Genomic DNA, 22,698 nt, shown 5'->3' on the forward strand with positions numbered 1-22,698 from the left:
CGGATCCTTCGTATGTTGGCCACATCGTCCCGACCCGTTCGGCGGCGCACAATGGTTCTCAGCCGGCGGATGGATCAGACCCTCGACCACCGGCTCGCGTTCGGGGCCGAATCCCGGGATCCCCGTTCTTCCTTCACCTCTTTCGAGTCGTATTCGACCTGTGCTCGAGCCGTTTTCGAGCTGCGCTTGTGCCGTGTCAGAGCCGCACATGAAAAGGAACCAGCAAAATGTCAGCGTTGACAAATTTGGGGTATTACGTCATCCAGGCGAGCGACCTCGACGCCTGGGCGACGTTCGCCGAAGACGTCGTCGGTCTTCAAATCGGGAGCTTCCAGCCCGGCAAGTCGCTCTCCCTCCGTGCCGACCAGCTCGAACAGCGCATACTGCTTGAGCAGGGTGACGAGGACGACGTCGTCGCGATCGGCTGGGAACTCGACACCCACGACGCCCTCGACGCGTATGTCGAGCGGCTGCGCCGGATGGAGGTGCGTGTCGAGGAGGGCGATACCGAACTCGTCGCAAGCCGTCGTGTCGAACGCCTCTTCCACTGCACCGACCCGAACGACCTGCGCCACGAGTTCTTCGTCGGCGCGCAGTACGCTCCGCAAACCCGCCCGTTCCGGTCGAAGCACCTGGTCAGCGCGTTCAAGACGGGACGGCTCGGGATCGGCCACCTGGTGGTCATGACCCGAGACCCCGGCTCCGTGAAGAGCAACGATTTCTACCACAAGGCACTCGGCCTCGCGATCAGCGACTACACCACCGAGGAACTGGCTCCCGGTCTCGTCGTGGACGCGACGTTCTTCCACGCGACGGCCGGCCGGCACCACTCGCTCGCCTCCGCCTACGGACCGCCCGGAAAGCGGGCGGAGCACATCCTGCTGGAAGCGGAGAGCATGCACGACGTCGGCCTGGCCCACGACCGCTTCGTCGCGGCCGGCGTACCGATCATCAACACCCTTGGCTACCACGGCGCGGACGGGATGTTCTCCTTCTACGCCCGGACGCCGTCCGGATTCGGCATCGAGTTCGGCTGGGGCGCGATCGTGATCGACGACTCGGACTGGCAGATCAAGCGCTACTCCAAATTCAGCGAATGGGGTCACAAGAGGGTGGCACCGATCGACGCGTCCCCGCAGGGAGAGAAGTGATGGCGACAGCAGTGGACCAGGCGCTCACCGAGGCCGCGACCAGCCACTTCGCGAAGGTCACCGAGGGCGAGGAACTGAAGGACTTCTCCCTCCACTACCAGGACGCCGGTGAGGGGCCCGTCGTCATCATGCTGCACGGCGGCGGCCCCGGTGCCAGCGGCTGGAGCAACTTCGAGCGCAACATCGGCCCGTTCGCCGACGCCGGGTTCCGTGTGCTGCTCGTGGACCAGCCCGGATATGCCAAGTCCGGCGAGATCGTCAGCGGCACCCAGCGGGGTCTGCTCAACGCCCGTGCGGTGAAGGGGTTGATGGACGCTCTGGAGATCGACAAGGCCCACCTGGTCGGCAACTCCATGGGCGGTGCGACCTCGCTCAACATGGCGGTCGAGTACCCCGAGCGGGTGGACAGCCTGGTCCTGATGGCGCCCGGCGGCGTCGGCCCGAGCATCCTCCAGCCGAATCCGCAGGAGGGCATCAAGTACGTGCACCGGCTGGTGGCGGACCCCACGCCCGAGAACATGGACCTGATGCTGGACGCGCTCATGTACGACGCGAGTGTTGTCACCCCGGAGCTGCGCGCCCACCGGCTCGCCGCGATCACGGACCATCCGCAGCACATCGCCAACCTCGGGGAGAGCCTGCGGCGGGCCCCGATCTCGGCGCTCGACATCAGGTCCCGGCTGGGCGAGGTACAGGCCAAGACGCTCGTCGTGTGGGGACGGGACGACCGTTTCGTCCCGCTCGACCACGGTCTGCTGCTGGTGGCCTCACTGCCCGACGCCGACCTGCACGTCTTCCAGCGGTGCGGCCACTCGGCGCAGTGGGAGCAGGCGGAGAAGTTCAATCGGCTGGTCATCCAGTTCCTGCAGTCCTGACGACCCCCGGCCGCCCCTCGGCCACCGACTCGACCGCGAGCGGCACAGAACGAATCGAGGAACCATGACCACCCCATCCCCCGCCGACTCCGCCACCGACCCGCGCATCGACCAGTACGCCGCGGAGCTCTACTCGGCGCTACGCGAGCGCCGGACCCTGCCCCGGCTGATGGAGCGGGATCCCTCGCTCACCATCGAGGACGCCTACGCCATCTCGCTCAACTACCTCGGCCGGCGCCTGCGCGACGGGGAGACGGTGGTCGGCAAGAAGATCGGGCTCACCTCCCAGGTGACCCGAGACCAACTCGGTGTTTACCAGCCCGACTTCGGCTTCCTGACCGACTGGATGCGGGTCGACGGCGACACGATCGACATCGACCGGTACAAGCTCATCCAGCCGCAGGGCGAAGCCGAGATCGCTTTCGTCCTGAAGGACGACCTGAACGGGCCCGGCATCAGCGCCGATGACGTACTCGCCGCCACGGACTACATCGCCCCCTGCTTCGAGATCGTGGACAGCCGCATCCACGACTGGAAGTTCGGCATCGTCGACACCGTCGCCGACAACGCCTCCTGCGGCGTGTTCGTCATCGCCGACGCCCGGGGCAACCCACGGGACTTCGACCTGGAGACGATCGAGGTCACGGTACGGAACAACGGCAGGGAAGTGGGCCGGGGCGTCGGCGCGGCGGCGCTCGGTTCGCCGCTCAACTCCGTCGCCTGGCTCGCCAACACCCTCGGTGAGTACGGCGTCTCGCTGAACAAGGGCGACGTCATCCTCTCCGGCTCGCTGGTTCCGCTGATCCCCGCCGTGAAGGGCGACGTCTTCGAGTCCGACGTCGCTGGACTCGGCCGCTGCACCGTCCGCTTCGTCTGAAGAAGGCCCCCGTTGAAGAAATCCCCAGTACGTACAGTGAAAGCAGCGATCATCGGATCGGGAAACATCGGCACCGACCTGATGGTCAAGATGGTCAAGTTCCCACGGAACATCGAACTGGTCGCAGTCGTCGGCATCGATCCGGACAGCGACGGCCTCGCCAAGGCCCGCGCGCACGGCGTCCGCACGACCCACGAAAGCATCGAGGGCCTGCGCAAGATGCCCGACTACGACGACATCAGCATCGTCTTCGACGCGACTTCGGCGCACGCCCACAAGGCACACGACGCCATACTGCGCCCCGAGGGCAAGCGCGTCATCGACCTGACACCGGCCGCGATCGGCCCGTTCGCCATCCCGCCCGTCAACCTGGAGGCGCATCTCGACGCGCCCAACGTCAACATGGTGACCTGCGGCGGCCAGGCGACCGTGCCGATCGTCGCCGCGGTCGCCCGGGTCGCGCAGGTGCGCTACGCCGAGATCGTGGCCTCGCTCTCGTCGCGCTCGGCCGGACCGGGCACCCGCGCCAACATCGACGAGTTCACCCGGACGACGGCACGTGCCCTCGAAGAGGTCGGCGGTGCCGAAAAGGCCAAAGCGATCATCATCCTCAACCCCGCCGACCCGCCGATGATCATGCGGGACACCGTGTTCACCCTCTCCGAGGGCGCCGACGAGGACAAGATCCGCGCCTCCGTCGAGGCGATGGCGGACCAGGTTCGCTCTTACGTCCCCGGCTACCGCCTCAAGCAGGACGTGCAGTTCGAGCACTTCACCGACGACAGCCCTCTGACCATCCCCGGCCTCGGCGCCTTCACCGGCGTCAAGACGTCGGTCTACCTGGAGGTCGAGGGCAACGGGGACTACCTGCCGCCCTACGCCGGCAACCTCGACATCATGACCTCGGCCGCCAAGGCGACCGGCGAGCTGATCGCCGAACGTGTCCTGGCCGAGAGGGAGGACAAGTCATGACCTTCGACCCGGACGCCGGCGCGAAGCTCTACATCCAGGACGTCACACTCCGCGACGGCATGCACGCCATACGGCACCAGTACGGTGTCGACCACGCCCGCGCGATCGCCAAGGCCCTGGACGACGCCGGCGTGGACGCGATCGAAGTGGCCCACGGCGACGGGCTCGCCGGCTCCAGCTTCACCTACGGCTTCGGCGCACACACCGACTGGGAATGGATCGAAGCCGTCGCCGAGGTGGTCCAGAACGCGGTGCTGACCTCACTCACGATCCCCGGCGTCGGCACCATCGAGGAACTCGAGCACGCCCACTCCCTCGGCGTGCGGTCGATGCGGGTGGCGACCCACTGCACTGAGGCGGACATCTCGAAGCAGCACATCGGGATGGCACGCGATCTCGGCATGGACGTGTCGGGCTTTCTGATGATGTGTCACATGATCGAGCCGGAGGCGCTCGCGCGGCAGGCGCAGCTCATGGAGAGCTACGGCGCGAACTGCGTCTACCTCGCCGACAGCGGCGGCGCCATGGACATGGACCGTATCCGGGACTACCTCCGCGCCTTTGACCGGGTACTCAAGCCCGAGACACAGCGAGGCATCCACGCCCACCACAACCTGTCGCTCGGGGTCGCGAACACCCTCGTCGCCGTGCAGGAAGGCGTGTACCGGGTCGACGCCAGCCTCGCCGGCATGGGCGCGGGCGCGGGCAACGCACCGCTGGAGGTCTTCATCGCGGCTGCGGATCGCAAGGGCTGGAAGCACGGCTGCGACGTAATGGCCCTGATGGACGCGGCGGAAGAACTGGTCCGCCCGCTCCAGGACCGGCCCGTCCGAGTCGACAGGGAGACCCTGACCCTGGGCTACGCCGGCGTCTACTCATCCTTCCTCCGGCACGCGGAGAAGGCGTCGAACGAATACGGCGTCGACGTACGGGAGATTCTGGTGGAGGTGGGCCGACGCAAGATGATCGGAGGCCAGGAAGACCTGATCGTCGACGTGGCGCTGGACCTGGCGCAGTAAGGCGAAGCCGTCGGGCACACCTGGGGCCTGTGTGATGCCGCGATGAGTCTTGTCGATCCGGATCCGTCTGGTAGATGGATCCGGTAGGAAGGCGATCGGCTCGCGTGCCGTGAGGGTTGTCCGGGGCGTCGGTGCGGGAGGAAGTGGGCAGGACGGCTCGTGGCTCCGCGGCGTCAGTCCCGCAGACTCGGGCCGATGCCGCCCGTCCGGCTGACGGCATCGGTTCCGCGTGAACGTTCAGGAATGGGTCGGCATCGCGAAGTCCGCGCGTACCTGGCTGTCGTTGGGCCAGCGGGTGGTGGCGGTCTTGTAGCGGGTGTAGAAGCGCACGCCTTCGGGGCCGTGGATGTGGTGGTCGCCGAACAGAGACCGCTTCCAGCCGCCGAAGGAATGGAAGGCCATGGGCACCGGGATGGGCACATTGACGCCGACCATGCCCGCCTTGACCTTGGCCAGGTAGGTGCGCGCGGTGTGTCCGTCGGCGGTGAAGATCGCTGTACCGTTGCCGAACTCGTGGTCGTTGACCAGCTTCAGCGCCTCGACGAACGACTGGGCACGCACCATCGACAGCACCGGGCCGAAGATCTCCTCCCGGTAGATCCGCATGTCCGGGGTGACGTGGTCGAAGAGCGAGCCACCGAGGAAGAAGCCGCCCTCGTGCCCGGGAAGCGCGGTCTGGCGGCCGTCGACGACCAGCTCGGCGCCCTCCTCGGTGCCCACGTCGAGGTAGCCGGCCACCTTGTCCCGGTGGACCTTGGTGACCAGGGGGCCCATCTGGACTCCGTCCTCGGTGCCGGGGCCGATCTTGAGGTCGGCGAGGGCCGCGACGATGCGCTCCCGCAGGGCGTCGGCGGTGTCCTCACCGACGGGGACGACGACCGAGATCGCCATGCATCGCTCGCCGGCCGAGCCGTAGGCGGCGCCCATCAGTGCGGCGACGGCCTGGTCGAGGTCGGCGTCGGGCATGACGACCATGTGGTTCTTGGCGCCGCCGAGCGCCTGGACGCGCTTGCCGTTGGCCGTGGCCGTCTGGTGGACGTACTCGGCGATGGGCGTGGAGCCGACGAAGCTGACGGCCTCGATGTCGTCATGCGCGAGGAGGGCGTCCACCGCGGTCTTGTCGCCGTGTACGACGTTGAACACGCCCTTGGGCAGTCCGGCCTCGGTGAGCAGCTTGGCGAGCTCGACGCTGAGGGTGGGGTCCTTCTCCGACGGTTTCATCACGAACGTGTTCCCACAGGCGAGCGCGACGGGGAACATCCACATCGGCACCATGGCGGGGAAGTTGAACGGTGAGATGCCCGCGACCACGCCGAGCGGCTGGCGCAGGGACACCGCGTCCACCGCGCGGGCGACGTTCTCGGAGAACTCCCCCTTCAGCTGCTGGGGGATGCCGCAGGCGAACTCGACGACTTCAAGCCCGCGGATGATCTCGCCCTTGGCGTCGTCGAGCACCTTGCCGTGCTCGGACGTGATGATCGCGGCCAGCCGGTCCGCCTCCCGTTCCACCAGGTCCCGGAACCGGAACAGGATGCGGGCCCGGATGTGCGGCGGGGTGAGGGACCAGGTCTCGAACGCCTCGGCGGCGGCCCGTACCGCCGCGTCCACGTCCGTGGCCGTTGCCAGGGCGACGAGGCCGGTCACCTGGCCGGTCGCAGGGTTGTACACCTCACTGCGGTCCTGAGCTGCGCGGTCGTCGAGGCGGCCGTCGATGTAGTGGTCGATGTGCGTTGCTGTGGTGGTCATCGTGGCTCCTCAGAGAGACGGGGAATCAGCCGTGGATCGTCGTCTGCTGTAGGCGCGGGGCGTCGGCGCTTCCAGGGTGTGGGCAGTCGGGTATCGGACGGCTCGTGCTGTGGGTCGTGGGCATCGCGACGCCGGGAGGTCAGAGACGAGGCGCCGCCCGGCGTCGTACGGTCACCGAGTCGAATCACGCAACCGCGAGTTGGCCGTCCGCAGCGCCGCGGTCGACGCCTCCTGCCATGCCCGCGCCGAGGCCAGCAGCCCGGTCATGGACGGGGACATATGGACATGCCCCTCTCCCAGGTAGAGCTCGACGGGGACATCCGCGTCGCCCAGTCGCTGCGCGTACCACTCGCCATCACCGCGCAGAACGTCGTACTCGGCTACCGCGATGTATGCCGGGGGGAGCCCCGTGAGGTTTGCGGCCAGCAGAGGGGAAGCAATCGGATCATCGCCGTTGCCGCTGTCCCCGAGGTAGAACGCGCAGAACGTGCGTACGTCGGTCATCGACAGCGGCAACTCGTCACCCTCTTCCCTCGGGCGGCTGTGGGTCAGGTCCAGGACGGGCACCTCCAGGAGCTGATGGGCGATGTCGTCCCGCCCCTGATCGCGCAGCAAGAGCGTCGCTCCGGCGGCGATGTTGGCGCCCGATGACTGGCCGCCGACGGTGATCGCGCCCGACAGCGCGCCGATCTCGGCGCTGTTGTCGTTGACCCAGTTGATGACCGATACGACATCGTGCACGGGCGCCGGATAGGGGTGCTCGGGTGCCTTGCGGTAGTCGACGGAAATCACGATGCAGTCTGCGTGCACGCTGCGGTGGCGGCTGACGGCGTCGGAGTCCTTCGAGAAGGCGCTGTTGATCACCCACCCTCCGCCGTGCAGGAAGATGTGGACCGGATGAGGTCCGGCGGTGGCCGGTCGGTACAGGATCGCTTGCACGCTCTCGCCGGCCGAATCGATGTTCAGGACCCTGCGCTCGGCGACGCTCGGACCGGGGCTGCCGAACGTGTCGAATGCTGCGTCGTTGTTCTGGTTCATCTGCGCCCGGAAGAGCTCCGGGTCTTCGATGACCTTCGGAGGATGACCGAAGGGCAGAAGCGGCTGCAGGGCCGGGTCGATCGGCATGTGTGTCCTTGAGGGTGCGTAAAGGAGGTGGTGGCGCCAGGGGCGGGCGTCAGCGGACGCTCCGTACGGGAAGGATCGCGAGACCGCCGAGGATGGCGACACCGCCGGCGACGGCGAACAGCGTGGAGTACGACCCGCCGCCCAGCAGGAGGATGAACGGTGCCGCCGCGGGAGCGAAAGCGTTGGCGAGCGTGCTGGACATGTTGAAGACCGCCATGTCCTTGCCCGCGTTCGCCGGGTCCGGAAGGACATCGGTGACCAGTGCGAGATCGACGGCGAGGAACGCCCCGTAGCCGATGCCCGCGATGGCCATCGCGACCAGGTAACCGTTGAACCCGGTGATCAGCGACGCAATGATCAGCGCGACGCCGTATATCGCCGCGGAGGCCAGCACGAAAGCCTTTCGGCGGCCAAGGCGGTCCGACAGCTTCCCGCCGGTGACGCTGGTGAGGATCGTGGTGATCGACAGCACCAGACTCGCGATGAAGATCTGCCGTGGCACCTCGTTCTGGCTGGATCCGAGGTGGTTGAGCAGAAAGAACGCCTGGTAGGTGGTGAGGAAACCGTAGCCGATCACAAAAAGGAGACGGCCGAGCCAGACCCACGCGAAGTCCGGGTGCCGGACCGGGTTGACCCAGAAGGTCCCCGCGATCTCGCGCACCGACAGTTTCGGCTTGGGAGCGTACTTGGAGAGCCGGCGGTCCTTGACCAGGGCGATGAAGACCAGGACGCTCACGGCCGCGATGAGCGGCGGCAGCAGGAACATCAGCAGCGAGTCGGTGGCGACGGCCTGGACGATGAACGTACCGCCGATCACCGCCAGCGGGAGAGTGAGACCGACCAGACCCGACACGAGGCCACGCTGATGCACCGGCACCCGGTCGGCGATGACCGCGAGCAGCGGGGTACCGATCAGGTTCGCCGCGACGCTGTACAGCGCGAACGCGGTGAGCAGTACGGGCACGTTCGGGGCAAGCCCCATCACCGCTCCGAGCGCCACCACTCCGGCCGCGCCGGCGAGTAGGTAGGGACGGCGCATGCCCATGCGTGCCGTCGTCCGGTCGCTCAAGCGCCCCACGACCGGCATCAGCAGCAGGGGAAGGAGGACACCCACGCCGACAATGGCACCCAGTGTGCTTGCGGCGTCCTTGGAGCCGACCAGAGCCTGGACCTTGAGTGCCAACGAGACCGTGCCGGGAGTCAGGCAGGCGATCCAGAATCCCGCGTAGGCGAAAGCGAACGCGAAGATGAACGACTTTCCTACCGGGGGATGCTCATTCTCGGATGGCACAGTGAGGGACTGGGCCAGCGGCTCAGTCGAGATGGGGGACGCAGTCATGTCGTGCCAATCTTCGTTCTCTCACTCAGACGAGCAAGTTACTGACGGTGGGATGCTCGAATCTCAAGGCATCGGTAGGGCGCGCACAGCAGGGCGAAGTTCCTTTCGTCCGAGCGGCTGTCGGCCGAAGGCGCGGCATTGCGGAGACTGTAGACTCGCCGAGGTTTCAGAACCAACGATTGGTTCTGATGGCGCCCATCGCTGGGCGAGAACTCTTGAGAGGGTCGACGAGCGTCAGTCGGACCGGTGCGGGCGGCTGTGCGACGGCGAGGGTGGCCGAGTGCCCGCCAGAGCGGCAGGAGACTGCCCGATCAGCGCGTCGACGCCGACTTCGGCCGCCGCGACCTACCTCGTCCGCCGCTCGGAAGCACTTCTGAATCGTGCTCCTGTGCCCGCCATCCGGCGCCCGCACGAAGCTCTCCACACCCGGCTCGCTTCAGCGCCGCCGTGAGGGCGGCGATCGCACCGATATGCTCGGTCAGGTGCGGCTGCCGCTGAAGGCGGCTGCGGCCGGGATCCCTGCCGAGACCCGAGGCCCGGGGCGCTGCGGCCGCGCGCGGCTTCGCCGCTGGCGTGTGGAGCGACGCACGCCGGGAACCTCTGCACCAGCCACCGCCCCGCACAGGATCGCGATGCGGCGGCAGCCCCGCTCGATCAGGTGGCGGGTGGCCGCCCGGGAGGCGTCGAGGTCGGACAGGGCGACGTGGTCCACGGGACCGTCGAAGACGCGGTCTCCGAGAATGACCACCGGGTAGTCCACTCTGGGCCGGTCGGCGTCGGCCTGTCCCAGGCTGACCGACCCGGGGCCGGTCCCGGAGGCGTCAGGTCAGGTGCGGCGTCGGGTGGGGCCTTTCGGCTTCGATGGCAGCGGCGGCCGTCAGCAGTTGCTCCTCGCGGAAGCGTCCGCCGATCAGCTGGACGCCGGTGGGCAGGCCGTCCTGGAGCCCGGTCGGGACGGAGATCGCGGGAAGGCCGAGCACCGGGACACAGGTCATCGGCCATTGCGCGGCCGCGATCTGGTCGAAGCGCTCCTGGCCGGAAAGGTCGGCGTCGTTCTCGAAGGGGGCTTCCGCCGAGACCGGGGTGAGGATGATCGTGTTGTCCGCAAGCATCTCCTGCAGCTTCCGGATCAAGGTGCCTCGGCGGGCCCAGCCCCGGATGTAGGCATCCAGGCCCGGCGCGGCACCCCACATGTCGGCGCTGACGGAGTACATGCCTGCGAGGGAGGTCTTGATGCCGTCGTCGCCGAACTGCTCGATCATCGGCTGCAAGGTGGCACGGACGTCCTCCCAGAGCAGCAGGAACCACAGTCGGGAGGCCTCCGCCAGCAGCGGCAGGCCCTCCAGTTCTTCGACCGCGTAGCCCGCGTGCGACAGCCTGGCAGCGGCCTGGTCTAGTGCCCAGTCGACCACCGGCTGCGGTTTGGCCACACCCACGTCGCGCACGAGGAGGACACGGCCGGGCGTCTGGGGCTGGTCCGGTACGGGGGCGAGGGGGACTCCGAACGGATCACGCAGGTCCGGCGTGGTCATGCTGTGCAGAGCGAGGCGGGCGTCCTCGACAGTGCGCGCCAAGGGGCCGTGAACGGCCCAGCCCTGGAATGTGGGCGGGAGGTCGACCTCCAACTCTCCGGAGGGTTCCCAGCCGGAGACCAGGCCCGTGGTGGGGCGGATGCCGACGAGCCCGCAACTGAACGCGGGATAGCGCACCGATCCGCCGATGTCGTTGCCGTGAGCGAGCGGGACCATGCCCGCGGCGACGGCGCTGGCGGCTCCGCCGCTGGATCCGCCGGGGGTGCGGGACGGGTCCCAGGGGTTGAGGGTGCGGCCGTGCAGGGCGTTGTCGGTGAACCAGCGCAACGAGAAGGTCGGGGTGTTGCTGCGGCCCACGAGTACGGCACCGTCCTCACGCAGACCCTGGATGCAGGCGGCGTCGCCCGGGGCGGTGAGATCGGCGAACGCGGTCACGCCGTGGGTCACGGCGTGACCGCGCTGAGAGGTGTTGACCTTGGTCGACACGGGGACGCCGTGCAGGGGCCCCAGGTCCGCGCCGGCCGCCACCGCCGCGTCGGCTTCGCATGCCGCCTCGACGGCCTCGTCACGACACAGCTCGACCAGAGCGTTGAGCCCAGGGTTTACCTGTTCGATGCGCCCGAGACAGGAGTCCAGCACGGCGGCGGCGGAGATCTCGCGGGTCCGGATGCCTTCGGCCATCTGGACGGCCGTCCAACGCCACAACTCGGACGGGTTGTTCGACTGATTCATTGCAGGGTCTCCAGGATTCGGTGGGATTGGCGGGTAGGGGCGACGGCACTTCCTCCGCGGCCACAGGCGCCCACGGACCCAGCCCGGTGGCCCGCTGCGGGTCCGGCCCCGCAGCCCCGGGGAGAGGCGGGGCCGGTGTGCAGATTTTTCAGGCGGGGACCTTCTCCTGGAGCTTGGCCAGTTCGCGCTCGACGGCGATCCGGTGGGTCTCGGCGTCCTCGCGGGCGCGGCGCGGACTCCACCGCCCGCGCATGAGGAAGACGGACGGGAGGAAGACGATCTGGCCGGCCAACGTCACCCACCACCAGGTCTGCCACTCGTGCGGGCCGTTCCTGACCGCGTCAGCGACCTCGGGACCATACGCCTTGAGGATCGCGAGCTGCGGCTGAGCCTTCTGCACGACGGCCACCTTGTCGGCACCCACCTGCGACACGGCGTTCCGCATGACGGATGGCGGGATCGCGTTCGGCGGGTACTTGGTCAGGCCGGCGAACGTCTGCGGATGGGCGTCGATAATCGCAAGCGCCGGTGCCGCCTGTGCCTGCGCCGCCGCGACCTGGGCGCCGTGGTCGACGATCGGCGTCACCGACGTCACCACCACCGGCACGATCGCCGTGGACACGGCGACGACCACGCGCATCAGCCACCCCCAGATGGCCAGGCCCGTCGCCGTGGCAGCGGGGCTGCGCTCCTCGACGGTTTCGGTGAACGCGGCCATCCACGGCGCATACGTTGCGCCGGCGAGGGCCCCGGCGATCAGGAACAACAGGGCGAAGGTGTAGTAGCCGGTGTGCGGGCGAGTCGTCAGAAGCGCGAAGACCGTCGTGGTGACGATGGTCCCGACACAGCCGAAGACCATCAGGGGCTTGCGGACCTTGAGCCGGTCCGACAGCGCGCCGCCCGCGATGAGTCCGACGGCCATAGACGCCCAATACCAGTTGCCAAGAGCATTGGCGCGCTGCTCGGTGTAGCCGAAGACGGATGCGAAGTACAGAACGAGGCTGCCGACCAGGGCGTAGTACAGCAGCATGTACACGCCGATCCCGAAGGCCGGACCCAGGATGTTCAGCCGTACCATCTGGCGCCAGTGGCCGGTGGGCTGTTGCTCAGGGTTGATGCCGCGGGCGCGTGCCTCGATGAGGGCGCGATCGCGCGCGCTGACCATGATCTGGTCGCGCAGTTCGGGCGAGAGCTCCCGGAGACCGATCAGCGCCAGCCCGAACATGATCAGCGCGCTGGTGCCCGCGTAGCGGATCTCGTCCTGCCACGTGGAACTGCCCAGCGTGGTGCTGGTGACGGTGGTGACGACCAAGCTGCCGACCACCGGACCGATCGTCCAGAACCCCATCGCCGTGGCGCGGCGCAGCTGCGGCGAGAAGTCCCGTATCAGCGCCGGCGTGGCGACCAGGATGATGCCTTCGACGAAGTTCAAGGCCGAGAACAGCGCCAGGAACGCGCCCTTGCTTGGCGTGCTCGGCAGCAGCAGCACCAGGACGCCGGCCACGAGCAGCCCGTAGACGACGAGGTTGGCGCGGCCCCAGCGGTCCGCCAGACCGGCAACGAGCGAGGCGAACGCGCCGACCGCGTTGCCGACGACCGACATCCAGATGAAGTAGGTGAAGGTCATCCCGTAGTGGGTGATGATCGAGGTGGCGACGGCGTACTGGATGTACAGCAGGTAGTACAGGACGACCGTGGTGGCCACGACGATCGCGAGATAGCCGTAGCGTCGGCTGCTCTTCGGATAGGAGGCGAGGTCGCGGCGCCAGAGCCGCGTGAGGAGATCAGGCGAAGCGGCAGTGGTGGATGACAAGGAGACTCCTCGGGGGCGGGGGTCCTCAGGGAAACCGGGCTGTTCTACGGGTTCAGGAACCCGAGAAGTGCGTCGACCATCTCCTTCGGGGCTTCCTCGGCAAGGAAGTGACCGCCCGGCAACGGTGCGCCGCAGACGTCACGGGCCTTTTCGCGCCACAGCGTCAGGGGGTCGTAGTGGCGGCCCACGAACCCGCGGTCGCCCCACAGCACCAGCAGCGGACACTCGACCTGCCAGCCTTCGTCGGCGGCGTCGTGTTCGAGGTCGATCGTGGCTGCTGCCCTGTACTCCTCGCAGGTCGCGTGAATCGTCGCGGGGTCGCGGAAGCAGCGCCGGTACTCGGCCAGTGCCTCGGGAGCGAAGTGGGCCCCACCGGACGTCAGGTGGTCGAGCCAGAGATCGGGATCGGCGCCGATCAGCTGTTCAGGTAGTTCGTTCGGCTGGATCAGGAAGAACCAGTGGAAGTAGGCCGTGGCCATGTCGCGGTCGGCCATGGCGTAGACCGCTGCGGTGGGGACGATGTCGATCACGACGGCCTTCTCGACGCGGTCGGCGTGATCGAGGCACATCCGGTGAGTGACGCGGGCTCCGCGATCGTGGCCGACGACCTGGAACCTGTCGAAGCCGAGCTGTTCCATCACGCGGACCTGATCGGATGCCAAGGCCCGTTTGGAGTAGGTGGCGTGAGCTTCGTCGCCGGCGGGTTTCGAGCTGTCACCGAAGCCGCGGAGGTCGGGGATCACGAGTGTGAAGCGCTCGGCGAGCGCCGGCGCGATCCGATGCCACATCACGTGGGTCTGCGGGTAGCCGTGCAGGAGGAGCAGGGGAGGTCCGTCACCGCCGGTGCGCAGGTTGATGGTCAGGCCGTCCGCGTCGACGCGCTGTTGCTTCAGTCCTTCGAACATCCGAGCCTCTTGGGGTCGATCGGGGTGGTGATGCCCGAGCGGTTCTCGATTGCTTCGCCCGCGCGGAAGAGCGATTCCTCCTCGAACGCCCGACCGATGAGTTGCACGCCCAGCGGCGCACCCGTGGTGGGCGTGACCGGGATACCGAGGCCGGGGAGATCGAGCACGGGGACGGCCATGTTCGGCCATTGACGGGTCATGAGCTCGCGCGTACGCCCGACCGACTTGACGTCGTCGCCGAGCGCGAACGCCGGTTCCCCCGAGTTGGGCACGACCACGATCGGATAGCGGTCCATGAACTCCGAGACCTGCCGACGCAGCAGGGCACGCCGGTTGTGTCCGGCGAGGTAGTCGGCAAACGAGATCTCCCCGAAAACATCGTCCGACACCGCGTACATGAGATCGAAGAAGGCGCGAATCCCGGCGTCTCCCACCCGGTTCACCTCGGACACGAGGCCAGCCGTTTTGAACTCGGACAGCGTGAGCTGCCACCACAGGGTGGCGGCCTCGCCGAAGACCGGGAGCTCGACCTCCTCGACCTCGTACCCGGCGTCGGCCAGCCAGCCGCCTGCGGTCCGCACCGCATGATCGGTCTCGGCGCTGCCGGGCCCCGCCAGCTGATGACTTCCCGGATCGGTCACCAGTGCCACCCGCACCGGTCCTTCCGCGGCCGGCGGGACCAGGTGCCCCACGGGCACAGCCAGCGGGTCGCGAGGGTCGGCGCCCTGCATGACCTGGAATGCCAGGCGAAGATCGGCGATGTTGCGCGCCAGGGCGCCTTCCACCGCGAACTGCTGGACACACAACGGAATTCCGGTGCCCGGCGGCGCCTGCCAGTGGGGGATGCGGCCGACCGTGGGCCGGATGCCCACCACCCCGCACACCGCGGCCGGGTAGCGGATGGAGCCGCCGATGTCGTTGCCGTGCGCGATGCCGACCACGCCAGTGGCCACTGCCGCAGCGGCACCGCCACTCGATCCGCCGGGTGTCACCGTGGGATCCCAGGGGTTGCGGGTGACGCCGAAGTGTTCGCTCTCGGTAGTCCATCTGGTGGAGAACGGGGGGCAGTTCGTACGGCCGACCATGATGGAGCCTGACGCCAGCAGGTTGCTGAGCACCGGGGCGGTCTCCTGGGCGATGTTGCCCAGATAGTCTGCCACCCCGTCCGGGGTGGGCAGGCCGGCGACGTCGGTGTTGAGCTTGAACGCCGTCGGGACGCCGTGCAGCTGACCGACCTTCTCACCGCGCGCGAGCGACGCGTCGGCCTCCTTGGCCTTGTCCAGCGCGTCCTGGGCGATCTCCCCGAACGCGTTCGTCGCGGGGTTGGTCTCCGCGAGGCGGGCCAGTGACGCAGTCACGACCTCCACGGCCGAGACCTCGCCGTCGCGGATGCTCCGCGCCGTCTGCCCGGCGGACCAGCGCCACAGTTCATCGCTCATCACGGTCTCCTTCCATCACGGCGCCGCCTGTTTGGCGGCCGCCTCCAAGGTCAGTGCTTCTTGTCCTGCCGGTGAGCCAGTCGTCCTTGAGAGCTGCACAACGGGGCGATCAGCGAAGGCGTCCTCATTCCGGCGGACCGGCGCGCAGCCGCCCGTCGCCCGCGTTTGCTTCGACGGTCCTTGAGGCATCGGCTGCTGCGGGCTGGTCGGCTCCGATGAAATCGGCGCGCAGGAAGTCGAAGTCGCAGCCGTGGCTGGGCTGCAGAACATGGCGCTGGTAGATCCAGTCGTATCCCCGGGCTGCTGTGCCGCCCGGGGAGGTACTGGCCCTGCGGGCGTTCAGCTCCGCCGGGTCGACCTCGAGGTCGAGAGTGCCCGCTTCGACGTCGAGCGTGATCATGTCGCCGTCGCGAACGAGCCCGAGTGGTCCGCCCGCCGCGGCCTCGGGCGCCACGTGCAGGACCACGGTCCCCGACGAGGTACCGCTCATCCGCGCGTCCGACACCCGCACCATGTCGGTGACCCCTTGGCGGGCCAGCTTGGCCGGAATCGGGACGTGCCCGACCTCGGGCATGCCGGGGCCACCTCGGACGCCGAGCCCCCGCAGCACCAGCACGCTGTCGGCGTCGACGGGGAGTTCGGGATCGTCGATGCGTGCGTTGACATCGTCGATGCCGTCGAACACGACGGCCCGCCCTCGGTGGCGTAGCAGCCGCTCGCTTGCGGCGGAGACCTTCAGCACGGCGCCGTCCGGTGCCAGGCTGCCGGTCAGGACGGCCATGCCGGACGCGGCGAGCGGCTCGGCAAGCGGGGCGAGCACACCCGTACCCGTCCGCACCGCGGCCTCCTTGGGCACGGCGTCGACAACGGCCTTCCAGCTCCGGCCGTCGGCTGTCGGCGTGTCGAGGTCGAGCAGGGGCGCCAGCTCGCGTACCACAGCGGGGACACCTCCCGCCTCCTCGAGGTCGGACAGCAGGTGGTCGCCGGACGGCCGTACCGCCGCGAGCAGCGGTGTCGCGGCAGCCCATTCGCGAAGGGTTGCCGCGTCCAGATGCAGGCCGGCCCGGCCGGCAATCGCCTCCAGGTGCACGACAGCGTTGGTCGAGCCACCCAGCGCGCACACCACGCGGAAGGCGTTCTCCAGGGAGGCGAGGGAGACCAAACCGGCCGGTTGGCGCCCCTCGTGGAAGGCGGCGACAGCCAGCTCGCCGGCCCGCTCGGCGATGGCCCGCCGCCGCAGGTCGGCCGCGGGCGGCAACGCCGAGCCGGGCGACGCGAACCCGAGGACCTCGGCGACGGCCGCCATGGTTGTCGCGGTGCCCAGTACATTGCAGGTGCCGGCACCGATCACGAGGTTCTCCTCGGCGTCGCGCCACTCCTCGTCGCTGACCTCACCGAGTCGACGCCGCTCGATGAGCGGCCAAGCGTCGTCAATGGTCGTTGCCCGGCCCCGCCAGCAGGACACCGGCCGAGGACCGGCGGTGACGAGCACCGCTGGTTTGCCCGCGCTGATCGCACCCATCAGCTGGGCGGGTACCGTCTTGTCGCAGCCGCCCAGCAGCACGACGGCATCGATCGGCGAGCTGGAGATCATCTCCTCGACATCGATGGACATGAGGTTTCTCAGATACATGCTGCTGGGCCGGCTGAACGGCTCGGACAGCGAGATCGTCGGGAACTCCAGTGCCAGCCCGCCCGCGGCTGCTACCCCGCGCTTCGCCGCCGCCGCCAACTCCCGCAGTCCGGCGTTGCACGGGTTGAGCTCACTCCAGCTCGAACAGATCCCGACCACCGGCCGGCGCGTACGCTCCTCGAACGGAACTCCCTCACCGCGCAGGAACGCACGGTGCAGGAAGCCGTCGGGACCCGGATCGGAGAAAAGAGCCCCGCCGCCGCGGGTCACGTCCTTCTGAGACATCGACGTCCCCTTTCAGCTCAGGTGGAGGCCGCCGTCGACGGTCAGCACGGCTCCGGTCGTGTAGGGGCTGTCCAGCAGGCTCAGCACGGCCGACGCCGCATCCTCCGGTCCGCCCAGGCGACCCAGTGGTGCTCGTGCGCCGACGGCTTCGCGAAGCGCGGTCCAGTCGTGCGTGAGGGGCGTGTCGATGTAGCCGGGCGCGATCGCATTGACCCGGATCTCGGGTGCCAGTGCCACCGCGAGCAGCTTGGTCAGGTGTGCCAGGCCCGCCTTGCTCACCGCGTAGGGGATCGAGCTTCCGCTCACCGTCAGCCCCGCCACCGACGCCACATTGACGATGGCGCCGCACGTTGCGCGCAGTGCCGGCGCGGCTGCCCGGGAAACCCACCAGGGACCGAGCAGGTTCACGCCCAGGACCTGGTGCCAGAATTCGTCCGAGACGGCGTCGAGGTCTCGGTGCGGGATCTGCCGGGCGATGCCCGCGTTGTTCACCACGACGTCGAGGCGGCCCCAGCGATCGACGGCCGCGGCCACCAGCCGCGGCGCGACGTCTGAGTCCGAGATGTCGCCGTCGACGTACACGGCGTCCGGCAAGCTCGCTGCCAGCGCTTCTCCCGCCTCGGTTTTCGCGAAGTCATGGATGGCCACGGCATGGCCTCGGGCGCTGAGGGCACGACAGACGGCCTCGCCGATGCCGCCCACTCCGCCGGTGACCAAGGCCACCGGAACGTCCTTGGCCCGTTCCTGCGCTCCGCTTACGGCTGTCATGCTGGATCACCCCAAATCTGAACTGCCTGCAGCAGCGAGAGTTCGGTGTCCGCGGAGGGCGCGTACTCGAGGCCGATCCAACCGTCGTACCCCGACTCGTCCACGGCGGCGCGGCATGCCGTCCAGTCGATCTCGCCGTGTCCCGGCTCGTGACGACCTGGCACATCGGCCACCTGAATGTGCTTGGTGACGCCGACGGCTTCGCGGAAGACCTCGGCCACCGGCTGGGACTCGGTCTGGTGCAGGTGGTAGAAGTCGAACAGGAGCTTCAGACGCGGCGGGTCACCGGCCGCCCGGCGCAGAGTCGTGGCGTCGTCGACGGTCCGGGTCAGGTAGTCGGGCCGGTCGGGCCCCAGGGGCTCGAGAACGAGATCGACCCCGTTGCCTTCGATGCGTTCCAGCCCGGTGGCGAGGTTGCGGGCGGCCGTTTCCAGCTGCTCGGCCGCGGTGAACTTCTCGATCCGGTTGCCGGTCAGCGCGTTGACGGTCGTGCAGCCGACGTCCTGCGCGAGACGGACCGCCGACACCAGCGCCTTCTGCCACCAGTCAACGGCGTCGGGGTTGGCGAGCTGCCCGTGCGATCCGGCGGGGCCGGGGTGGACGTTGAGTACGGACACGGCGAGACCCGTTGCCGCGATCTCCCGTCTGACCACCGCCGGGTCCTCCCACGGCCAGAACTCGACGGCCGCGAAGCCGTGGTCGCGCGCCGCGCGAAACCGCTCGGCGAGGGGCAGTTCCGTCCACAGGAGGGAGAGGTTCGGGCTGAGCCCCTTCATTTCAGTCCCTTCCGTCGGTGGGCAGGTCGGCCAGCGCCGCAAGATCGCGCCGCTGCCAGCCCAGTTCGGTCGCCCGGGCGAAGCGGCCGGCGGCCGCGTCGAAGACCGGGAGCGGAACGGGGCGCATGTGGGCGATCAGCTGCTGGGCTTCCAGCAGGCCGCCCAAGGGGGCGTTCGAGTCATGGTCGGTGGCCTCGTCGAGGGCCAGCGGCAGACTGCGCTCCAGCATGGTGCTCGCGCCCCAGCCCGAGCACAGCACAGAGATGGCCGCATCGCGGTCAAGACCGGCAGACCGGACGAGCGCGGCAGCCTCACCCGCCGCGGCCGCGTGGACCGTGACGAGCATCTGGTTGATCAGTTTGAGCCGCAGGCCGTTGCCCGGCGCCCCCGCCCGCACCAACTTGGCGGCGTAGGACGACAGCACGGCCGCGACCCGTTCAACGGCGTCCTCGCGACCACCTGCCATGATCACGAGACTGCCGGCCGTTGCGGCTGCTCGTCCGCCCGTGACCGGAGCGTCCACGAACGCGGCGCCGCGCTGCTCCGCCTGTTCACAGAGGGCAAGGGCCACCTCGGGGGCGAAGGTCCCGTGTTCCACGAGGACCGTGCCCGGCCGGGTACCGGCCAACAACCCACGCCGGCCGAGGTAGACGGAGCGGACCACCTCGCTGTCCAGCAGGCAGCTCAGCACGACATCGCAGGCGGCGGCCAGTTCGTGTGGATCTGCCGCGACCACCGCGCCGAGATCGGCGAAACGCTCGGTCTTATTCCGGTCACGCGTCCACACCCGTAGCCGATGGCCTGCGCGCAGAAGCCGTTCCGCCATGGGCCCACCCATGACACCGAGCCCCGCGAAACCCACAACCGGGTTGGGCACGGAATTCTGCTGAGGCACCTGCTGCTCCTTCTATCCGAATTGAGCCGGCTGGGCGGATCGGGCTGGACGCAGCCGGGCGGTTCTGGAACCGGCGAGGGAGAGCCGGATGGGCTTGCGTCAAAGGCCGTTGGTGATGTGGGCGGTGAGCGGCCCCAACGTGATCGCCGTGGGGATCGTCCGCCGGCGTCACGGTGCTGGGTGCGGTGTGGTTCCCGCCGTCGGAGCCTTGGCGGGGCCAGCCCAGGTCAGCCCACCCGGGGTGTTCGTCGAGTGCCAAGACGATGACATGTTTTTCTGATGTGCGACAAGAGTTTCACTGATATATTGCTGCGCTATCGATATCGCCCTACGACTCAGCGATATATTGCTGATACTTCAGTGCTGGGAGACAGACTGTGACCCTGACGGACGATGTCTATGCGCGGCTTCGGAAGCAGATCCTGACGGCAGAGAGGGCGCCCGGCGACCTGCTGTACGAGGCTGAACTGGCAGGGCTGTTCGAGGTTTCGAAGACCCCGGTGCGGGAGGCTCTCCGTCTTCTCGCCCAGACCGGCTGGGTCGTCGTGATGCCCCACAAGGGCTACATGGTCAGGCCGGTCAAGTTGAGCGACGTGCGCGACATCTTCGCCATCCGACGGATGATCGAGCCCGTCCTGGCCGCCGAGGCCTGCGCCATGTCCGATGTTCCGGCGCACGCCGACCAGCTCGAGAGCATCCTGGAGCGGCAGTCGGCTGCAGGGGGCGACATCGCCCAGGCGCTTGGTGCGGCGCGCAGCTTCCATCTCGCATTGGCCGGAATAGCTGGCAGCGCACGTGTCCTGGGCATCCTTGAGAACCTGGTCGACGAAGTGGTGCGGCTGCACCACTTGCTGCCCAAGATCGAAGGCCACATCATCTCCACCGAGGAGATCGAGGCTCACCGCAAGCTGGTGGAGGCGCTGCGCGCCAAGGACACGTCCGCCATGCGTGGTCTGATGGAGGAACACCTGACCGAGGTCGCCCGCACTCTGGTGACGGGCTTTTCCGGCGTGTGAAGGCTTGATCTTCGGAGGCGGTCGCTTCATGGGCCAGTCATCCAGACCGAGTTGGCCGGCGGCATGGCTGGCCGTCCCGCGGACGTGCGCCCGCGCAGCTTCTCCTGACAGCGCCGGGCACGAGCTTGGTGGCCGGCCAGGGCGGGCAGCGGCGCTTGGCCGTCCTCTGTCACGCGCTCCGCTGAGCAGGGACGGCACCAGTTCCACGAGGTCGAGGACCGGTACCGCTTGAAGAAGTGGATGCCGATGGCCTGGTCCGGCCAGTCGGTGGCCGTCCCGATTTTCGGGATCGGGAGACGGAGGAGGCGTGGGAGGAGATGACTCTTCGCCGTCCTGCCCCGGCGGATTCAGGACCTGCCTCCTGGACGACGACGTCGAGTCCGGCGCGCGCGCAGACTTCCGTGATGCCGCTGCCCACGAGGCCGGCTCCGCCGACGTCCACACGGCGGATGTCCTCAGAGGGGCCATTCAGGACGAACCGTGGGCGAGGTGACGGCGATGTGGCCATGGGGCCTCACTCCCTGAAGTGGGCGGACGGGGTGGGACCAGTTTCCGGACGCGGGGAGGCCGCTCACTGCGTCCGGAAACCGGGTCGTGGGGGCGGTCAGCGGAACGCCGCGTGGCCGGTGATCGCCTGACCGACGACCAGGGTGTGCATCTCGCCCGTGCCTTCGTAGGTGAGGACTGATTCCAGGTTGTTGGCGTGGCGGAGCGGCGAGTACTCCAGGGATACGCCGTTGGCACCCAGGACGGTGCGGCACTCCCGCGCGATGGCGATGGCTTCCCGGACGTTGTTGAGCTTGCCGACGCTGATCTGCTCAGGACGGATCCGTCCCTGGTCCTTGAGGCGCCCCAGGTGCACGGCGAGCAGGGCTGCGCCGCCCAAGGACACGGTCATGTCGGCGAGCTTCTTCTGGGTGAGCTGGAATGCGCTGATCGGCTTCCCGAACTGCACCCGGGAGTCGGCGTACTCGATGGCCGCCTGGAGCGAGTCCCGCGCGGCGCCGACCGCGCCGAAGAGAATGCCGAAGCGGGCCTCGTTCAGGCAGGACAGCGGCCCTCGCAAACCCTCGGCGTGCGGGAGCCGAGCCGAGTCGGGCAGCCGGACGTTGTCGAAGTACAACTCCGAGGTGACGGAGGCGCGCAGCGACATCTTCTGCTTGATGTCCTGCGTGGTGAAGCCCGGTGTGCCGCGCGGCACGAGGAAGCCGCGAACGCCGTCCTCGGTCTGCGCCCAGACGGTGGCGACATCGGCGATGGAGCCGTTGGTGATCCACATCTTGGACCCGTTCAGGACCCAGTCGTCGCCGTCACGGACGGCCCTGGTGCGCATCTCGGCGGGGTTGCTGCCGAAGTCGGGCTCGGTCAGGCCGAAGCAGCCGATCGCCTCGCCGGCGGCGAGCCGGGGCAGCCACTGAAGCTTCTGCTCCTCCGAACCCCACTTCCAGATCGAGAACATCGACAGCGAGCCCTGCACGGAGACGAAGCTGCGGAAGCCGGAGTCCGCCGCCTCCAGCTCCAGACAGGCGAGGCCATAGCTGACCGCGTTCGTCCCGGCACAGCCGTAGCCGTCGAGGTGCATACCGAGCACACCCAACTTGCCGAGCTCCGGCGCGAGTTCGCGAGCGAAGTGGGCGTTCTCGAACCACTCGCCGATGTGCGGGCGCACCCGGTCGGCGAGGAACCTGGCGACGGTGGCCTGGATCTCGCGCTCCTCGTCCGTGAGGGAAGAGGAGAAGTCGAGCAGGTCGAGGGGGTCCTTCATCGGCTTGGCGCCGCTCATCGTGTGCTCCTGGGGGT

The 22,698-nt window shown here is 68.5% G+C and carries 20 protein-coding genes; 6 read left to right on the forward strand and 14 right to left on the reverse strand.

The features are described 5' to 3' along the window. Positions 1 to 227 precede the first annotated feature (227 nt). From ACFYWX_RS24915 to dmpG, 5 genes are all read left to right on the forward strand, one after another. Entirely contained in the window at positions 228 to 1,151 is a 924-nt protein-coding gene (locus tag ACFYWX_RS24915; protein WP_389426287.1) for a VOC family protein, read from the forward strand. After that, positions 1,151 to 2,026 (forward strand): alpha/beta fold hydrolase, encoded by an 876-nt coding sequence (locus ACFYWX_RS24920; RefSeq protein ID WP_389426288.1) that lies wholly within the window; start codon positions 1,151 to 1,153, stop codon positions 2,024 to 2,026. Before ACFYWX_RS24915 ends, ACFYWX_RS24920 begins: the two co-directional genes overlap by 1 nt. Positions 2,027 to 2,090: 64 nt before the next feature. Next, entirely contained in the window at positions 2,091 to 2,903 is an 813-nt protein-coding gene (locus tag ACFYWX_RS24925; protein ID WP_389426289.1) for a fumarylacetoacetate hydrolase family protein, read from the forward strand. Between the two features lie 36 nt (positions 2,904 to 2,939). Beyond that, positions 2,940 to 3,875, forward strand: a complete 936-nt coding sequence (locus ACFYWX_RS24930; RefSeq protein WP_389426290.1) for an acetaldehyde dehydrogenase (acetylating) — start codon at positions 2,940 to 2,942, stop codon at positions 3,873 to 3,875. Beyond that, a complete protein-coding gene (gene dmpG, locus ACFYWX_RS24935; RefSeq protein ID WP_389426291.1) occupies positions 3,872 to 4,894 on the forward strand; it encodes a 4-hydroxy-2-oxovalerate aldolase in 1,023 nt (340 codons plus the stop codon). Before ACFYWX_RS24930 ends, dmpG begins: the two co-directional genes overlap by 4 nt. A 237-nt stretch (positions 4,895 to 5,131) precedes the next feature. Here the strand turns inward: dmpG and ACFYWX_RS24940 are convergent, their stop codons facing one another. The 12 genes from ACFYWX_RS24940 to ACFYWX_RS24995 form a co-directional block, all read right to left on the reverse strand. Beyond that, the gene (locus tag ACFYWX_RS24940; RefSeq protein WP_389426292.1) at positions 5,132 to 6,640 is read right to left on the reverse strand and encodes a CoA-acylating methylmalonate-semialdehyde dehydrogenase; all 1,509 of its coding nucleotides are present in this window, start codon (positions 6,638 to 6,640) and stop codon (positions 5,132 to 5,134) included. A gap of 171 nt (positions 6,641 to 6,811) precedes the next feature. Continuing rightward, the gene (locus ACFYWX_RS24945) at positions 6,812 to 7,765 is read right to left on the reverse strand and encodes an alpha/beta hydrolase (RefSeq protein WP_389426293.1); all 954 of its coding nucleotides are present in this window, start codon (positions 7,763 to 7,765) and stop codon (positions 6,812 to 6,814) included. Positions 7,766 to 7,814: 49 nt separating this feature from the next. Further along, on the reverse strand, positions 7,815 to 9,104 hold the full coding sequence (locus ACFYWX_RS24950; protein ID WP_389426294.1) for an MFS transporter: 1,290 nt from the start codon (positions 9,102 to 9,104) through the stop codon (positions 7,815 to 7,817). A 478-nt stretch (positions 9,105 to 9,582) separates the two neighbouring features. After that, a complete protein-coding gene (locus ACFYWX_RS24955; RefSeq protein WP_389426295.1) occupies positions 9,583 to 9,852 on the reverse strand; it encodes a hypothetical protein in 270 nt (89 codons plus the stop codon). Between the two features lie 73 nt (positions 9,853 to 9,925). Further along, the gene (locus ACFYWX_RS24960) at positions 9,926 to 11,368 is read right to left on the reverse strand and encodes an amidase (RefSeq protein ID WP_389426296.1); all 1,443 of its coding nucleotides are present in this window, start codon (positions 11,366 to 11,368) and stop codon (positions 9,926 to 9,928) included. 148 nt (positions 11,369 to 11,516) lie between these two features. After that, the gene (locus tag ACFYWX_RS24965) at positions 11,517 to 13,181 is read right to left on the reverse strand and encodes an MFS transporter (protein ID WP_389426297.1); all 1,665 of its coding nucleotides are present in this window, start codon (positions 13,179 to 13,181) and stop codon (positions 11,517 to 11,519) included. A gap of 44 nt (positions 13,182 to 13,225) precedes the next feature. After that, the gene (locus ACFYWX_RS24970) at positions 13,226 to 14,086 is read right to left on the reverse strand and encodes an alpha/beta fold hydrolase (protein ID WP_389426298.1); all 861 of its coding nucleotides are present in this window, start codon (positions 14,084 to 14,086) and stop codon (positions 13,226 to 13,228) included. Beyond that, complete coding sequence (locus ACFYWX_RS24975; protein ID WP_389426299.1) at positions 14,071 to 15,525, reverse strand: amidase; 1,455 nt, start codon at positions 15,523 to 15,525, stop codon at positions 14,071 to 14,073. Before ACFYWX_RS24975 ends, ACFYWX_RS24970 begins: the two co-directional genes overlap by 16 nt. Before the next feature lie 124 nt (positions 15,526 to 15,649). Beyond that, positions 15,650 to 17,443 (reverse strand): dihydroxy-acid dehydratase, encoded by a 1,794-nt coding sequence (locus ACFYWX_RS24980; protein ID WP_389426300.1) that lies wholly within the window; start codon positions 17,441 to 17,443, stop codon positions 15,650 to 15,652. A 12-nt stretch (positions 17,444 to 17,455) separates the two neighbouring features. Then, positions 17,456 to 18,211: an SDR family NAD(P)-dependent oxidoreductase gene (locus tag ACFYWX_RS24985; protein WP_389426301.1), complete on the reverse strand. Its 756-nt coding sequence runs from the start codon at positions 18,209 to 18,211 to the stop codon at positions 17,456 to 17,458. After that, positions 18,208 to 18,987 (reverse strand): hydroxypyruvate isomerase family protein, encoded by a 780-nt coding sequence (locus tag ACFYWX_RS24990; protein WP_389426302.1) that lies wholly within the window; start codon positions 18,985 to 18,987, stop codon positions 18,208 to 18,210. The genes ACFYWX_RS24985 and ACFYWX_RS24990 overlap by 4 nt, the downstream gene beginning before the upstream one ends. Before the next feature lies 1 nt (position 18,988). Continuing rightward, positions 18,989 to 19,882 (reverse strand): NAD(P)-dependent oxidoreductase, encoded by an 894-nt coding sequence (locus ACFYWX_RS24995; protein WP_389426303.1) that lies wholly within the window; start codon positions 19,880 to 19,882, stop codon positions 18,989 to 18,991. A gap of 377 nt (positions 19,883 to 20,259) precedes the next feature. On the opposite strand from ACFYWX_RS24995, the gene ACFYWX_RS25000 reads away from it, so the two are divergent. Then, positions 20,260 to 20,898 (forward strand): GntR family transcriptional regulator, encoded by a 639-nt coding sequence (locus ACFYWX_RS25000; protein WP_389426304.1) that lies wholly within the window; start codon positions 20,260 to 20,262, stop codon positions 20,896 to 20,898. Between the two features lie 169 nt (positions 20,899 to 21,067). On the opposite strand, the gene ACFYWX_RS25005 is transcribed toward ACFYWX_RS25000, so the two are convergent. Next, positions 21,068 to 21,406, reverse strand: a complete 339-nt coding sequence (locus tag ACFYWX_RS25005) for a 3-hydroxyacyl-CoA dehydrogenase NAD-binding domain-containing protein (RefSeq protein ID WP_389426305.1) — start codon at positions 21,404 to 21,406, stop codon at positions 21,068 to 21,070. Positions 21,407 to 21,502: 96 nt separating this feature from the next. Then, positions 21,503 to 22,681: an acyl-CoA dehydrogenase family protein gene (locus tag ACFYWX_RS25010; protein WP_389426306.1), complete on the reverse strand. Its 1,179-nt coding sequence runs from the start codon at positions 22,679 to 22,681 to the stop codon at positions 21,503 to 21,505. Positions 22,682 to 22,698 lie beyond the last annotated feature (17 nt).

It is taken from the genome of Streptomyces sp. NPDC002888 (assembly GCF_042888465.1).
Classification (GTDB): Bacteria; Actinomycetota; Actinomycetes; order Streptomycetales; family Streptomycetaceae; genus Streptomyces.